This is a genomic window from Hyphomonas sp. (genome assembly GCF_037969335.1).
Classification (GTDB): Bacteria; Pseudomonadota; Alphaproteobacteria; order Caulobacterales; family Hyphomonadaceae; genus Hyphomonas.
Genome location: NZ_JBBKXE010000146.1, coordinates 1 through 15,319 on the forward strand (window position 1 = coordinate 1; position 15,319 = coordinate 15,319).

Consider the following 15,319-nt stretch of genomic DNA (forward strand, 5'->3'; position numbering starts at 1 on the left):
GCGGCAGGAGAAGCCTTCCCTGCAAAGGGCCTCTGTGGCGGAACTGGTAGACGCGACGGATTCAAAATCCGTTTCTGGTGACAGAGTGCCGGTTCGAGTCCGGCCAGAGGTACCAAGGGACTATCTCAGGGCGTGCCAGAACGTCTTGAGATTGGACCAAGCCGTAATGAAAATGGCGCCTTGACAATTGTTAGTTCTGAAGGCGTCCAGAGACGTGTTGGTACTTCTAGTCCAATAGACGGCACATTTGTTGGTATAATTTTTGCTTTCGACGTTCGTATCAAAGCGAGACTTCGAGACATGGCCCTAACCGATCTCCAAATCCGAAACCTTCGCCCTGGTGAAAGGACCGCCAAGGTCAGCGACGGCGAAGGTCTATATCTGCATATGCCGCCGAACGGCTCAAAGCTGTGGCGGATGGCTTACCGTTTTGACGGGAAACAGAAAACCTTGTCGTTCGGTGCCTATCCATCGACTTCACTCTCCCTCGCGCGGCAGAGGCGCACCGAAGCGAAGCGAACTCTTGCGGAAGGACAAGACCCCTCTCGACAAGCACGCATCGCAAAGCAGCAACGCCGCGTCGCAGCAAACAACACGTTCAATGCCGTTGCTGACGAATTCCTTCAGAAACTGGAAAAGGAAGGACGGGCTCCAGGAACGCTCGAAAAGAAACGCTGGTTTATCGGAATGGCAAAGTCGGCGTTTGGAACACAACCCATCGCAGAAATCACAGCGGCGGACATTTTGGCGCCCCTTCGTAAGGTCGAGTCCAAAGGACACTACGAAACGGCTCGACGACTGCGCTCAACCATCGGGCAGGTTTTTCGATATGCGATTGCCACCGCCCGAACGCAATACGACCCAACTTACGGACTGCGCGGTGCACTGATTTCGCCCTCTGTTACGCATAGGGCCGCGATCATCGACCGAGACGGCTTTGCCAAACTCGTCAAAGATGTTTGGGTCTACAACGGCACCGTCCCAACTGCGACAGCACTTCGCTTAATGGTCCTCCTCTACCCAAGACCGGGAGAATTGCGCTGGGCGCGCTGGCGCGAGTTCGATCTAGAGGCCGGTTGTTGGACCATCCCCGCCGAACGCATGAAAATGCGGAAGGGACACAAGAAGCCACTCCCCCAGCTCGCAGTTGATATCCTCAAGGCGAGCAACGAGTATCGCGTCGACGACGACTTCATCTTCCCTGCGGCGACGACCCCCAGCAAGCCGATGAGCGAGAACACGCTGAACCAAGCCTTGCGCCGCATGAAGTACCGGAAAGATCAGGCGACGTCGCACGGATTTCGCGCAAGCGCCTCCAGCCTTCTGAACGAGAGCGGACTCTGGTCTGCCGATGCAATTGAAGCCGAACTCGCTCACGTCAGTTCAAATGAAGTCCGCCGCGCCTATCACCGCGCGCAGTATTGGGATGAACGCGTGAAGATGTCTGAATGGTGGGCCGCATTGGTTGCCGGAGCATTGAATGAATAACGCAGGGAAAAATCGTCTGGAGATGGCAGAGCCACATGGATTCGGTCTCAGCCAACAATCGTCGCAAAATGAGATGGCTGAACTCATACGCCTTTTGAACCGAAGCCCTTGGACCGAAAGCGATGCCCGGTGGATCATGCTTGGCATCGATCCAGACAGCGATGATCTTTCTGAAATGGGGATTTTTCAGTATCTTCCTGGCGATAGTCACCTTCGAAACAACGAGTCTCCAGACAATCGTTTGAAACACATGCGGTTCGCCATCAGTAAGCTGTCCGAATGGCTCAAAGGTGAGGCGAGACGACCGAGCACTTGGATACAGATAGCTACCGATGCTGGATACCAAATACCCTGGAAGTCACAGCTACTCGACGACCGCTCAGCTTTGAAGGAACTTCCGATTGACGTTCGAGAGATTTTGACTGGAACCGCGACAACAAAGATCAGCAAATCCAACTTACAATCAAAGGCCGGAAAAGAACGATCGAAGAGACAATACAGCAATGAGCTTCGGCGGCGCGTGGCAGAGCGCGCCATGTTAGAATCAAACCTGCCGAAACGCGATTTCGTCGATTCCATATTGAGTGAATTTTATGATGACAAGACAGGCCGTGGGAGCCACTCGACGTTCAAGGTTTCTCCGGAAAAAGAATTCAAAATGAAGTCTATGGACATGGTTGTGAAGATAGCGGAGCAGGCTTGGAAAGCGGCTCAGACGCAAAATGTATGAAGATGCTAGCATATTGCTAGCATCTGCCGTGACGAGTCTCTCCCAGTGCACTTAATGGCGTCTCCTTAGAAAACGGAGACAGCAATGAATATTACTGAGCAAGCTAAAACTGCGTGGGAAATCGATGCGCCAAAAGGACCGCTGCTGCGTCCAGCAGATGCCGCCGCATTCCTTGGGATAGGCCTCAGCACTTACTACGCCCTCGCTAAGAGCGGCGACCTCCCTCCTCCCTTAAAACTGACGTCATGCGGTCGCGCGGCTGGCGTACCCAAAAGCCAGTTGGACGCATTGATCCGAAGTCGTGCTGCAACACCTCTCCCAAGAGGGAGTGCGTGAGATGTGCGCCAACGAAAAGTCTAGCTTCACTATCGAGGCCGAAAAGCTCACAAACGAAGGACTCATAGTTTTCCCGGCACGGGAAACAGGGAGACCGAAAACGCCGCATGTTCTCTGGACCAATGAAGCGACGCGCGACAAAGAGACAATTCGCGGCTGGGGGTCGAAATGGCCCAATGCGCTGGTAGCCGTTCCGACCGGAAGACAGAATGGAATCATCGTCCTGGATGTTGACCTAAAACATGGTGTCGATGGATTCGAGAGCCTGCGCGCTCTCGGCATTAATCCGGACACGTTTGAGGGAAAAAAGGTTATCACTCCCACCGGCGGACTCCACCTCTACTATGGCTACCGAGAAGGAATCAAAAACTCAGTGGGGAAGCTAGGCCCGGGACTCGATGTGCGTTCCGATGGGGGCTACGTCATTGCGGCGGGTCACATTCCGGGCGTCGGAAGCTACGAGGCGGCGAAATGAGCGCCCTTCCGGACTTCCCTGACTTTTCTGGGCTAGGGCCTGGAAAGGCTAAGCGTCCCGCTAAGACAGCGCCTTCAGGCGACGCCCTTGAACGCCTGAATTCCTACGCAGACTGCATCCGCGCCGTCGGTGAGGCTTCGGACGGGCAACGGAACGATTGCCTGAACCAAGTGGCGTATATCATCGGAAAGATGGCGAATTCGAAGACGGCGCAAGAGTCAGAAATACTGAAAGATTTGCTTACCGCGTGCAGCAAGAACGGCTCGCTCGACGAAGATGGAGAGGCGAAATGCCTGGACACGATACAGCGAGGGCTGGCAGCGGGTCGTAAGGTTCGAGACGACAGCCTAAAGGGGCTGCTTGCTCTACTGGAAAGACCCCTCGCCGATATGAGGAACTCAACAAGCCGCCTAATATGCACGCCCGCGAGCGCCTGTGGTCAGGATGCCCGCGCGCCCTATTTATTCAAAGCATTTATCGCCGCTGGTGACCTTGTATGCATTTTTGGCGCGCCTGGCGCAGGCAAGTCTGTCCTAGCCCCATATCTGGCATTTCTCTTGTCTCAAGGCGCCTCTGCCTTCGACCTGATGGCCCGCAGATCGGTCGTCCTCTACCTTGCACCCGAAGATGCGCGAGGAATGAAGACGAGAATCGTAGCGCTAATCAAAAGGCACGGCTCTACTGCAAGTCTATTCGTCGTTGAAGGCCTAACAGATTTGGGGGCAGAGGATGGCGCACAGCTCCAGGAAGTTGTGGCGTTGATCAAAACTCATCGCCCCCGGCTAGTTGTGCTGGACACTCTCGCAATGGGTTTTCCCGGGTTTGACGAGAACTCGTCTGAGGCTATGAGCAAAGTCGTCCGCATTTCGCGCGCATTGGCCAACATAGGACCCGCCATCGTCCTAATCCATCACGACACCAAAGCGGGCGGTGGCACTCCGCGCGGACACAGTATCCTCAACGGTGCGCTCGACGTCGCGTTGCATCTCAAGACAGCTGACAGCCAAGGGGTTGTGCGTGGGACACTCACCAAGAATAGAAATGGCCCTTGCACGCTATCTCTCGCGTTCCAAATCGAAAGCGAAAAAATCGGACTTGATGAGGATGGAGACGCTGTAACGGCGCCTGTACTTGTCGAAGTCTCTGGCAATCGCGTGGCGGCAGCAGTCCGCCCGTCTCGCTCGGAGAAAGCGGCTCTGGACGAATTGACTGGTCTCATGCCAGCGCATTGGCTCGCGGATGACCCGGTGCCCCATGTCGCATTGTCAGTATGGCGCAAGGTTTGTGTTGACGGGTCTCTCGTATCGGGAGCCGAGAGCCGCGAGAGCCGTGCAAAGGCCTTCAATCGCGCTCTTACTGGCCTGTGTCAAAAAGGGCGCATCATCAGTGATGGCGATACGGTACGCATTCCTCCCGCTGAAGGACTTTTAACCCGATGAGACTTTTTGGACACGTCTCGGACAAGTCTGAAGTGTCTGATGACACCCCGAACCGGACAGACTGACATGCTCCCTTTAGGGGCATGTCGTCCGTCCTGGTTGTCCGAAAACAACAAAGACGAATTCCGAAAAATTCCGAATATTGCCGGCCACCGGGGCTCAGCGTGCCCCCCGGCAGAAAATCTGGCGAGAGGGGGCCCATAGCGAACGGCTTAACCCTATCCCCCTCAGTCACACCCACTGAAAGGAATGTCACAATGAGTTTCAAAAAATACATTATGTCGCGACGGATCACGGACACGCCCAATGGCGACTTTGTTTCCGATAGTCAGTGCGTCGCTGACTTTCCGGATGCAAAGACCTGGGACGAGTTGAGCAACTACCTCAGGCAAAGGAACGCCTGTTCGAAAGCCACGGCGGCAGGCAAACGTGTCTGGCGTCAGTACGAGCGCACTCAGGCCGCAGTTTCCTCTGGATAGCGGCTGACGAGCGCTTGCCTTGCCTGGCGGCTTGCCATTGTATGCCGCTTGGCAATTAGAGATAGACCAAGAGGGGCGCTACGTGACGGAAATTAGCTTTAAGGGCAAGGAGTTCGTCTACAATCACCACTTGTCGGTGCCGTTCCGCCCGCTGGAAATGCACCCCGACAAGGGAATTGGCGCGCCACGTCTTGATGGCAACCTAATTATTCAGGGCGACAACCTCCATGCCCTGAAAGCGCTCCTGCCCATGTATGCGGGCAAGGTGGACTGTGTCTTTATCGACCCGCCCTACAATACCGGAAATGAGGGATGGGCTTACAACGACAACGTCAACGCGCCGATGATCAAGGAGTGGTTGGAGTCGAATCCTATCGGGATTGATGATGGTCTCCGCCATGACAAATGGTGCGCTATGATGTGGCCACGACTTAGTTTGCTGCGGGAGCTTCTCTCGGAACGAGGCAGCATCTGGGTGACGCTAGATAGCAATGAGGTTCATAGAGCAAAGTTGATGATGGATGAAATCTTCGGTCTATCGAATGCTCTTGGAACATTGGTTTGGGAAAAATCCGACAGCCCCAGAATGGACGCTCATACCTTCTCGTCGAGCAACGATTTCATTTTGGCTTACAGTAAGAACTCTGTGGCCAGAGTATTCAATCGCCTCTCCACCGACGATGACGATCTCCCTGAACACTACAACATGACCGACGAAGATGGACGGATTTACTATCTAAAACCTCTCAGGGCGATGGGGGGACAGGGTGAAACACGAGAAGCTCGCCCTAAACTCCACTACCCGCTGATCTCTCCCATCGGCTCAGAAGTTTTCCCTAAATTGCAAGATGGCGGCGATGGCGCGTGGCGCTGGAGTCGAGAGAAAGTCGAGGCAGAGGCCTACCGAATAGAATGGCGCGAAGGCAAAAATGGTTGGACTCCGTACTTCAGGATATATGCCGACTCCTCTGATGGACGCCCACCGGAAACCATTTGGTATCACAAAGACGTCGGAAGCTCCCGATTGGCGAAAGCTCAAATTAAGGAAATATTCGGAGAGGCGGCTTTCGACACTCCAAAACCGATCGGCGTAGTTGCTCGTGTTCTCGAAATTGCGTCGAGCTCCGACTCAATTGTTTTGGATTCCTTTTCTGGCTCTGGAACGACAGCTCAAGCGGTTTTGGAGGCTAATGAAAAGGACGGAGGAAAGCGAAAATTCATCTTAGTGGAAATGGAGAAATACGCCGACGCATTGACAGCCGAGAGAGCGCGACGAGTAATAGCTGGCTATGCATTCTCTGGAACAAAAAGAACCGAACTTCATCGCGAGAAACTCAACTGGAGCAAGCTGGCAAATTTCGAGAAAATTGTTCGCCTAGTTGAGGACATAGGCAATCTACACGGTGACAAGTTCAACCGGATTACGAAGACGATTAAAGATTCTGAACTGATTGTGACGGGTGAAGAGACGATAATTGAATCTATTCAAGGCCTCGGTGGGGAGTTCACCTACTGCACGCTTGGTCCGCCTATCGAACTCGACAGCATACTGATGGGAGAATCCCTGCCCGCCTACGAAGGTCTTGGGGGCGTATTGTTCCATATGGCAACGAACACTCCGATTGATCCAGCGACCGTTTCCAAAAATGATTATTTCCTGGGCGAAGTAAACGGGCTCGCAGTTTGGTTAATATACAAGCCCGATCTGAATTGGCTCAAGTCGCCCGACGCTGCGCTGACGCTTTCTTTCGCGCGCAAAATTGTTAGCGCAGGCGGGAAGGACCGAAGACATCTTGTCTTCGCGCCTGCAAGGTTTGTGGGGCAGAAGATGCTCGCCGAGGAAAACCTTCCCGTCGAGTTTGCACCTCTCCCCTTCGCACTCTACCGCGTCGAGCGGGGCTGATGCCATGATGAGGACGCTCGACTATCAAGCCCGTGTCCTGGAGGCGCTTGACGCTTATCTGGAGGCTCTCAAAGAGGCCAAGCTGCACGCCGACCGCATTGCAGCAGCACTCGTCGGAATAGATGACAGCGGCGCGATAGCACAGGACTTCGCCGAATCGGCTTGGGACAAGATCAAGAAGGCGGGTAAACTGCCGAAGTCGCGCGCCAGCATTCCCTTCTCTTCGCGCCACGACGGCTGCGACCGCGCGGTACCGAATATCACACTCAAGGTGCCTACTGGTGGTGGGAAGACCTATCTCGCTGCGCACGGCGTCTCGCGCATTCTCGGGCGGTATCTTTCCCGAGACCGGGGCTTCGTTCTCTGGATTGTACCAAACGAGGCGATCTACACGCAAACGCTCAAAACTCTGAAAGACCGGGGACACCCCTACCGGCAAACACTTGACCGCGCAGCGGCTGGACGCGTTCGCATCCTGGAGAAGACTGACCGGCTCGACGCCCGAGATGTTGAAGCCAATCTTTGCGTTATGGTCCTGATGCTCGCATCGGCGAACCGACAAACTAAGGACACGCTCAAGATGTTTCAGGACCGGGGCGACGTTCATGGTTTCACGCCAAATGAAAGCGAACAAGCCGCCCACGCAGCCCTTCTGAAGTCGACACCGAATCTGTCGGTCTACGATCTAGCCGACGGTACGGCGAGTTGGCCGATGGTGAAAGATTCCCTTGGCAACGCTCTACGTATTATTCGTCCTATCGTGATCATGGACGAAGGACAGAAAGCTGTTTCGGAACTCGCCTATGAAACGCTCTACGGCTTAAACCCCGTTTTAGTCCTTGAGCTTTCCGCGACACCTAAGGATGTGAAAGAGCGCACCGGCAAGAATCCCCGCCCGGCAAAATATGCAAACCTTCTCGTCGAAGTAACCGGCAAAGAACTGGACGACGAAGGCATGATCAAGATGCCGCTCAATCTAGACCCGCGACAAGGGACGGACTGGAAAGCGACGCTGAATGCGGGAGTGGAACGGCTAAACGCTTTGCAGGCGACTGCCACGACATTCCAAAGCGACTCCAACCGATACATCCGCCCGATCATGCTTGTCCAAGTCGAAGCGACGGGAGCCGATCAGCGCGGCAATGACCGAATTCATGCGGAGGATGCGAAGGACTGGCTTTTGACAGCCGGATTCGACGAAGCGGAAATAGCGATCAAGACGGCGGAGACGAATGACCTCAGCCAACCGGAAAATCTAGACCTTCTGTCGCCTACCAACCGCGTGCGCGTTATCATTACGATGCAGGCCTTGCAGGAGGGGTGGGACTGCCCGTTCGCCTACGTCCTGTGCTCGCTCGCCGCGCGTTCCAACCAGAACGCCATGACCCAACTTGTTGGCAGGATTCTACGCCAACCCGGCGCACTCAAGACGGGCGTGGACGCGTTGGATGAGTGCTACGTGGTGACGCACCATGCGAGCACAGGCGACGTCGTGAAGGCGATCAAGGGCGGTTTGGAGAAGGATGGACTGGGCGACCTGGTCCTGTCGGTGAGTACGTCTGACGGAGAGGCGACGGCGACCGGCACGCGCAAGGTGACGCGCCGCAAGGAGTTCAATGCATCGCGCATCTATCTGCCCCTGGTGCTCCAGACGGAGGGAGAAGCGCTGCGAAACTTTGACTACGAGACCGATCTTCTGTCGGCGATAGATTGGCGTAACTTTGATCCTTCCGGAATTGCTGCGAACATTCCAGAGAATGCCCAAGCGGCGGTATCACAACTACAGCGCATACGACTCGCCGACGACGGCGAGCCGATTATTGGCGAGCAAGTCGGCGATGGCGCCGCCGTCACCGACTTCGACCCGACCTATGCTGTTCGCATGGTTTCCGATCTGGTGCCCAATCCATTTGTCGGTCGCGTCGTCGTGGAGCGCCTTTTAGCGGCACTCAAAGGACGCGGTTTTTCCGACGATAAAATCAATGGCTTGGGCGGTCTGATCATCGACGAGTTACGCAAAGGGCTGGAAAAGGAGCGCGACGCGCGGGCGGAAGCCCTGTTCAAGGCCAACGTCACCAAAGGCGACATTCAATTCCGTCTTCGTGTTGACGGACGCAACTGGAAGATGCCGCAAACCGTCGAGACGAACGAGCCCTTGAATGGTCGCCAACTCGTGCGAGACGATGGCTCGCCAATTCAACTCAGCCTATTCGCACCTGTCTACGAATATGAATTGAACAAGGACGAGCGCGACGTCGCAATCTATCTCGACAAGGACGAAGCCCTAAACTGGTGGCACCGTAACGTCGCGCGGACCCAGTACGGCCTGCCCGGCTGGAAACGTGGCCGCGTCTATCCGGACTTCGTCTTTGCAGCCATCCGCAAAGACGGGACCAAACGCCTGACCGTTCTAGAGACCAAGGGCGACCAACTCGACAATCTCGACACGGCTTACAAGCGCGCCTTGCTGGAACTTCTCTCCGACAACTTCGAATGGGACACGACCACCCCGGCAGGCGCACTCGAAGTGATCACTGCGCAAGGAGAGACGGTTGAGTGCAAGTTGATCTTAATGAGCGAATGGAAGACGGCGCTGCCAAAGCACCTGTCTTGAGGTGCATCGGAAATTTTGATATCGCGGCGTTTAGCCGCCCCATATCTGCAAATAGAGATTGAATCACCCCTTTAACCTCCCCATAAACTGTGTTCTCTAATTGTGCCGAAGCTAGTACAGACTGATTCGACCACCCAAGGATGGGACCCGTTGACTTATGACCGCTGAATTCCGGCCACCCGAAGCAACCAATTTGAGCAAAGACTCCGTTTTCCGCATTGCTGAAAACGTGGCTAAGCAGGTTGCTTACAAACCAGATTGCGATTTGCACCCTCTGATTGAGGAGCTTGGTGGCGACGTTCACCTGAAAGACTTCTGGTCCGAAGGCTCTCGGGAATCTGGTTCATTGGAAGTGCGAGCCCGCAATGACTTTTCAATCTTTGTTCCAGTCGATACCTCTGAGCTCCGCGACCGATTTACGATAGCCCACGAACTTGGGCACTATGTGCTACATTACCTGTGGCAGATTCAGGTGAAGAAGAAGCCGGAATTTAGACTCCGAGCAAGCCGATACGGTTCCGATAGGGCTGAGTGGGAAGCGAATTGGTTCGCATCTGCTTTCTTGATGCCAAGTTCCGAGTTCAAGACGCTCGCTGCCAAACATTCGACGGGGCATATTTCTCGACATTTTAAGGTGTCAAGGCAAGCAGTCGAGATTCGCGCCAAGACGCTCTGTGTTGATGTCGAATCTTGATGATCTTCCAGAATTCCTGAAGCCTACCATAAAGCTGTTTCTAAGTGTGGACTTGGTGGGGTCCACCAAGCTGAAGCACGATGAAGACGTTCTAAACGGAAACTCTGCTACGACCGAATCGCTCGACGGAATCGGAGCTCGATGGTTCCGCTATTTGATCGATTTCTATAGCGGTTTCGAGGAGATGTTCACTGAAGAGTGGAAGAAAGCATTCTCGGAAGATGGTATCGCAAAACCACACTGGATAGTCGGTGACACGCCGTCGCTTTGGAAGGTGAATGGCGATGAATTAATCTACGTTCTCACGATCTCGCATCCTGGCCAAATAGTTGCAGCGCTGTATTCATGGCGCGAAGCACTATTGCGATATCGGTCACATCTCCACGAACGCAATGCGAGTTTGGACGTGAAGGCAACCGCTTGGATGGCTGGGTTTCCAATCGGAAATCACGAAGTCGCATTCTCGCGCAACTTGTCGAACGTTGAGCCTGGTTCACCTGAACACGCTGGAAAGTTTGGACAGTACTACCGCCTGAATGAATGGTACAAATCGAAGGGCGATGGGGGCAACAGCGATTATGTCAAAGATTACATAGGGCCAGCGGTTGATACAGGGTTTAGGATTGCGGGGTTTGCAAGCTCTCGACGCTTTCCAGTCTCAGTTGAGGTAGCGTTTTTTCTGGCCAACTTCGCCTATGATGCTGAAGTGCACGACAAAATTGCCCTTCGATATCACGGGCGCGAAAGCATGAAAGGTGTTCTGAGTGGAATCCCATATCCGATCTTTTGGATAGACGCTGCATCCCCAGATGACGAACTTATCAAGGCCGAAGATAAGCTTAGATCGCCTGATGCTGAGTGTGATTTGCGAGACGTAAAACAATACGTCAAGGTGTTCTTTGAAGACGCCAAAAACAAGCTTTTTGAGCCATTCATCTTTGGTTGCGACGATAAGGTTTTTTGCACGATTCCAAAAAACTATGCGCTTCTACTCAAACAAACGGCCGATATTTGGGCCAAAGAACTCGCGAAGATTGAGATACTTAACCAACCTGCCCCACCCGTTGACGGCGTAGCTGAGGAAGAAGTTCACGACGACGAGATGGAAACGCTTGTTGGCAAAGTTCTAAAGGGTGGGCCTTCACGAACCTCCGGCGGATAGAAGAAAAAAGGTTCTTTCAAGGATTCTAAGCGATGGCCCGAATTGTCTTTTACGTTCGCAATCGCCCTCAAAGCTGCGACGCCATGGAGATAGCGAAACTCGCAAAAATGGCTTTCATCGGCTACCCGCTTTGGCGAGAGAACGCCTCAAATTTTGAAAGTGACCTCGCAACATCTATCATCAGCCCCGCCACCGATGAGGAAAATTGGACGCGCGAACACTCTCGCCCCAGAACGCCGCACAAGACACCGAAATCTACGAACCGAAATCTCGTGCGCGATGCGCAACGGGGCTCGATTGTAGTTTGTCCAAGACCCGCAGAAGGAGTTGTGTTTGTGGGCCGCACACTCGAATTTGTGGTAGAATCAAATCCGTCCTGGGGCACAGAGTACATCAAGTTGCGGCAACGAGCAGGCCTCGATACTGACCCCGAAAATCGGCACTGGGGAGATGTTGCACAGGGATGGCGAGTTGACGAGTGGAAGCCAATACCTTTGGTGCACATTCCGGCGTGGATGCGATATTCGCTGTTTGGAAGAGGTTTGCGAGCGCGAATCCGTCCATGGCCGAGCATGGGTTTCGAGCCATGGAATACACTCGACGGCCTGCTGCGTGGCCAAGTTCCAGCCCAACTGGAGCCTACCTCGGACATTGCCGAAATAAAAAGGCGTATCTGGACATTCATCTCACCAGAATCTTTCGAGCATTTGACCGTTGCAATCCTCCAGATTCAAAACCCGGAGATGCAATGGATTCAGACAGGCGGAAGCGGTGACGGTGGCATTGATGGTCTCGGATTCGACGTTAACGGGCGCGCTACCGGGTTTCTTCAATGCAAGGCGACCTATTCTGGCGCGAAGCTTGTTTTCGATGCTCAGAATGAGTCCTCATATGGTCCTGACAGTCGACGGATCATAGCGTCACTCTATTCAACTTCCGATATCGCAGTTGCCGACGATGTGGAGCATTTGACATTAGATTGGGTTGCGCGCGCGATGCGCGAGCATGCCGCAAGTCTGCCATGGGCGCGAACAATGCGAATAGTCGACCTTGGGTAGTTTTAATAGGCGCGAATGCCAGCGGCAACCGCCTACCGCAAGAATCTGTTGGTGCATACGTTGGTAGATTTTGAGAAATAGAAAATATACCAAGCAAAAGCAATGCAATCTGGTATCAACGTGTGTCCGGCCAGAGGTACCAATGCACTATCCACGCTTGTCGAGCGCGTTTGTTTTGACCGCGCGCCTGAGCGCCAAGCACACCGCTCCGTACAGTCAACTTTACCTCTGCATGTTGAAAATGGCCGACCCCGCTTGCGCAGTGCCGGCCATCCTTGAAAATCGCTTGCGTCAGGCTAAAGCTGGCAAAGCCTAGAAGGCATAATCAACCCGCGCATAGTAATAGCCACCGTCAGTGCTGTAGGGCGTGTTGCGCGAATAGACGAGCCCGCGGAAAGTTTGCCACCGCGCACGATCCGGATAGGTGTCGAAGACGTTGTCGGCCCCCACGCGGACCGACATCTTTTCGGTCACATCATATTTTGCGGAAATATCGAAGAAGACGATGTCGCCGAAAACCTGCGGGTCGTATTTCGGATAGGCCGCGCCGGGCGTTGCCGTGTTCGGGAACGTGTCCTGCCAGTCGGACCATTCTCCATAATAGCGAGCACGTGTCGTGAAGCCCCAACCACCAATATTGTAGTCGGCCGAGACCGTGGCGCGTGCTTTCGGAAGCGCGTCTTCCGTCAAACGCTTGGAATAGGCATTGGTTGACCGCGAACCGCCAGTGATCGACGTATCGATATAGCTTACGGCCGCAGAGAATGCAGCTGTTCCGGTGCCCATCTCACGCTGGTAGGTCGAAACGATGTCGATGCCTTTGGTCTTGGTATCGTAGTCGTTCTGTAGGAAGTTGGCATAGTAGATCGCCTGAAGATTAGGAATGTTCAGGGCGCTCAGAGCCGCGTTCTCATCCGCTGTCAGCACGTAGTATGGCGTGGTGCTGAGCCGATCCTTGATATCTATTTCATAGATATCAACCGTCGTTGAAAGACCGAAATCCGTGTTCCAGACGAGGCCCAAAGAATAGTTCCTGGACTTTTCGGCCTTCAGCGCTTCAATATTGACGCCGTCCCTGTTGTTTAACAATTGCGCCACTGGACCGATGGGGCTGAACCGCCCAGCCGTCGTGATGGTAGCGCTTGCCGAAGGCAGGAATTGCGAGATGCCTTCGGAATAGGTCTGGGCGGGCGTGGGCGCACGGAAGCCTGTTCCGAGACTGCCACGAACGGCAAACGAGGGTGTGAACTCATATCGGCTCGAAAGCTTGTACGTGAAAGACTCGCCAAATGTGGAGAAGTCTTCATATCGAACGGCCAAATCTGTGCTGAAGGACTCCGTTAAGGGCAGGAGAAGGTCTGCATAGGCCGCGTTACTGTCCTGACTGTATGTACCTGAATTTACAGGCGCATAGCCCGGAAAGCCGTTTGAACAGCATGGCAGGCCAGGTGAGCCCGGTCCAATTTCCCATGATGCTTGGTCACCGGGAATGATGCTATATTCTTCCGAACGGTGTTCCAGTCCACCCGCCAGAGTCGCAGCCTCGTACAGTCCGATGGACACTGGATAAGAAGCATCCAGATTGACGCTCTTTTCGATCTGTTCGACGGAACCGTCATAGAACGAGGTCGGGCTGTTTGGGCCAAGCGAAGCATTTATGGAATTGCGCATCGAGTAGTCGATGCGGCTGCTTCCATATCCCGTTGAAATATCCAGAGTCAGGCCGCTGTCGAATTCCTTCTTCGCACCAATGACCGCCGAGGAATCCTCGTCATCTGATTGGAAGATGGGGGTGAAGCCCGCAGGGTACAGGTCCAGCGCCGACCAGCCTGGAAAGGCCGGATTCGTGTCGAATATGCTGGCATATGAGCCCGCTGGTCCGCGATAGTTAAAGTCACCAGAGCCCGAACCTTTGCCATAGGTACCAAAGGCATAAAGGTTGATCCCGTTGACATCGAGACCAGAGTTTACAGCGATACGGAATGCCTCCCGCTCTGCAAGCCCCCAACGTACCGCAACCTCAGGAAATTCGACATCTGGATAGGCTGCTTCTGATGCTATCACATTCGAGCTTTTCTGGGAACGCGATGTCGGATTCGAGCTAACCGCTTCACCAGAAATCGTAATGAATGCATTGTCGGCGCGATAACCACCCTGCAGACCAATGCGAACGCCATCGCCATCGCCTGCGAAACGCAATCCCCATTGGGCAAATGCCTTGAATTCGTCGCTGTCGGAGAGATTGAGGTTGATCACACCAGCGATCGCATCAGAGCCATACTGCGCAGCGGCGCCATCCCGCAGGACCTCGATCGACTTGAGGGCCGAAGGGGCCACCTGGTCAAGGTCCGGTGCCTGGAAAGCCGAACCATAGCTGGGGTTCATCATCATGGCAGACCGGTGCATGCGCTTGCCATTCAACAAGACAAGGGTCTGATCTGGGGATAGGTTGCGCAGACGTGCTGGGCGAACGAATATCGACCCATCGAGCGCAGGAAGCGTCTGCACACTGAACGATGGGACAAGCGTAGCCATCGCCTCGACAAGCTCACCGGACGGTGTGCTTTCAATCGCCTTGTCGGAGATCACATCGATCGGGGAAAGACTGTCAAAAACCGACCTGGGTGCGCCTCGTGAGCCAGTCACGACAACCGTCTCCTGGACCGAAACACTCTCTGCCGTGTCGTCGGCAAAAGCGATCATGCCCGACGAAAGCGCTACGACCCCAAGCGAGCACGTGAGTGCCCGAAAACTTACTGTATACCGCATAAATTCTACCCCATAAAAAAATCAAGCGGTCTGACTGACCGCTAATGATCTCTCTGCGAGGCTCGCGTGAAAGAAACGCGACAGGGCATTCGATTTCTTGTTACACTAAGTAAAATTCATGCGACTACAAACAAATGCGCATCGAAGGCGGGTGTTTGAGAATTATTTATTT

Annotated in this window: 11 protein-coding genes and 1 tRNA gene; 11 read left to right on the plus strand and 1 reads right to left on the minus strand. The window is 54.1% G+C overall.

Annotated features, from left to right (window positions below; translation table 11 throughout):
- Window positions 1-28 precede the first annotated feature (28 nt).
- From AADA04_RS10920 to AADA04_RS10970, 11 genes are all read left to right on the plus strand, one after another.
- Window positions 29-115, plus strand: a tRNA-Leu gene (locus AADA04_RS10920).
- A gap of 185 nt (window positions 116-300) precedes the next feature.
- Entirely contained in the window at window positions 301-1,488 is a 1,188-nt protein-coding gene (locus AADA04_RS10925) for an integrase arm-type DNA-binding domain-containing protein (protein WP_340693299.1), read from the plus strand.
- Window positions 1,481-2,218: a hypothetical protein gene (locus AADA04_RS10930; RefSeq protein WP_340693300.1), complete on the plus strand. Its 738-nt coding sequence runs from the start codon at window positions 1,481-1,483 to the stop codon at window positions 2,216-2,218. Before AADA04_RS10925 ends, AADA04_RS10930 begins: the two co-directional genes overlap by 8 nt.
- Window positions 2,219-2,555: 337 nt before the next feature.
- Window positions 2,556-3,029 (plus strand): bifunctional DNA primase/polymerase, encoded by a 474-nt coding sequence (locus AADA04_RS10935; protein WP_340693301.1) that lies wholly within the window; start codon window positions 2,556-2,558, stop codon window positions 3,027-3,029.
- Window positions 3,026-4,468: an AAA family ATPase gene (locus AADA04_RS10940; RefSeq protein ID WP_340693302.1), complete on the plus strand. Its 1,443-nt coding sequence runs from the start codon at window positions 3,026-3,028 to the stop codon at window positions 4,466-4,468. Before AADA04_RS10935 ends, AADA04_RS10940 begins: the two co-directional genes overlap by 4 nt.
- 257 nt (window positions 4,469-4,725) lie before the next feature.
- Window positions 4,726-4,947 carry a YozE family protein gene (locus tag AADA04_RS10945; protein WP_340693303.1) on the plus strand — a complete coding sequence of 74 codons (222 nt, stop codon included), beginning with the start codon at window positions 4,726-4,728 and terminating at the stop codon, window positions 4,945-4,947.
- 82 nt (window positions 4,948-5,029) lie between these two features.
- A complete protein-coding gene (locus AADA04_RS10950; protein ID WP_340693304.1) occupies window positions 5,030-6,850 on the plus strand; it encodes a site-specific DNA-methyltransferase in 1,821 nt (606 codons plus the stop codon).
- Window positions 6,851-6,854: 4 nt separating this feature from the next.
- Window positions 6,855-9,464, plus strand: a complete 2,610-nt coding sequence (locus AADA04_RS10955; RefSeq protein ID WP_340693305.1) for a DEAD/DEAH box helicase family protein — start codon at window positions 6,855-6,857, stop codon at window positions 9,462-9,464.
- Window positions 9,465-9,621: 157 nt separating this feature from the next.
- Complete coding sequence (locus AADA04_RS10960; protein ID WP_340693306.1) at window positions 9,622-10,158, plus strand: ImmA/IrrE family metallo-endopeptidase; 537 nt, start codon at window positions 9,622-9,624, stop codon at window positions 10,156-10,158.
- Window positions 10,145-11,320 (plus strand): hypothetical protein, encoded by a 1,176-nt coding sequence (locus AADA04_RS10965; RefSeq protein ID WP_340693307.1) that lies wholly within the window; start codon window positions 10,145-10,147, stop codon window positions 11,318-11,320. Before AADA04_RS10960 ends, AADA04_RS10965 begins: the two co-directional genes overlap by 14 nt.
- Window positions 11,321-11,352: 32 nt before the next feature.
- Window positions 11,353-12,378 carry a restriction endonuclease gene (locus AADA04_RS10970; RefSeq protein WP_340693308.1) on the plus strand — a complete coding sequence of 342 codons (1,026 nt, stop codon included), beginning with the start codon at window positions 11,353-11,355 and terminating at the stop codon, window positions 12,376-12,378.
- A 312-nt stretch (window positions 12,379-12,690) separates the two neighbouring features.
- Here AADA04_RS10970 and AADA04_RS10975 read toward each other — a convergent pair whose 3' ends face one another.
- Window positions 12,691-15,147, minus strand: coding sequence for a TonB-dependent receptor (locus AADA04_RS10975; RefSeq protein ID WP_340693309.1), 2,457 nt, complete (start codon window positions 15,145-15,147; stop codon window positions 12,691-12,693).
- Between the last annotated feature and the right edge of the window lie 172 nt (window positions 15,148-15,319).

Coding starts and splice junctions, on each gene's coding strand:
- AADA04_RS10970 (WP_340693308.1), top strand. CDS start 11,353: ATGGCCCGAATTGTCTTTTACGTTCGCAATCGCCCTCAAAGCTGCGAC.
- AADA04_RS10965 (WP_340693307.1), top strand. CDS start 10,145: ATGTCGAATCTTGATGATCTTCCAGAATTCCTGAAGCCTACCATAAAG.
- AADA04_RS10975 (WP_340693309.1), bottom strand. CDS start 15,147: ATGCGGTATACAGTAAGTTTTCGGGCACTCACGTGCTCGCTTGGGGTC.
- AADA04_RS10945 (WP_340693303.1), top strand. CDS start 4,726: ATGAGTTTCAAAAAATACATTATGTCGCGACGGATCACGGACACGCCC.
- AADA04_RS10960 (WP_340693306.1), top strand. CDS start 9,622: ATGACCGCTGAATTCCGGCCACCCGAAGCAACCAATTTGAGCAAAGAC.
- AADA04_RS10935 (WP_340693301.1), top strand. CDS start 2,556: ATGTGCGCCAACGAAAAGTCTAGCTTCACTATCGAGGCCGAAAAGCTC.
- AADA04_RS10940 (WP_340693302.1), top strand. CDS start 3,026: ATGAGCGCCCTTCCGGACTTCCCTGACTTTTCTGGGCTAGGGCCTGGA.
- AADA04_RS10925 (WP_340693299.1), top strand. CDS start 301: ATGGCCCTAACCGATCTCCAAATCCGAAACCTTCGCCCTGGTGAAAGG.
- AADA04_RS10955 (WP_340693305.1), top strand. CDS start 6,855: ATGATGAGGACGCTCGACTATCAAGCCCGTGTCCTGGAGGCGCTTGAC.
- AADA04_RS10930 (WP_340693300.1), top strand. CDS start 1,481: ATGAATAACGCAGGGAAAAATCGTCTGGAGATGGCAGAGCCACATGGA.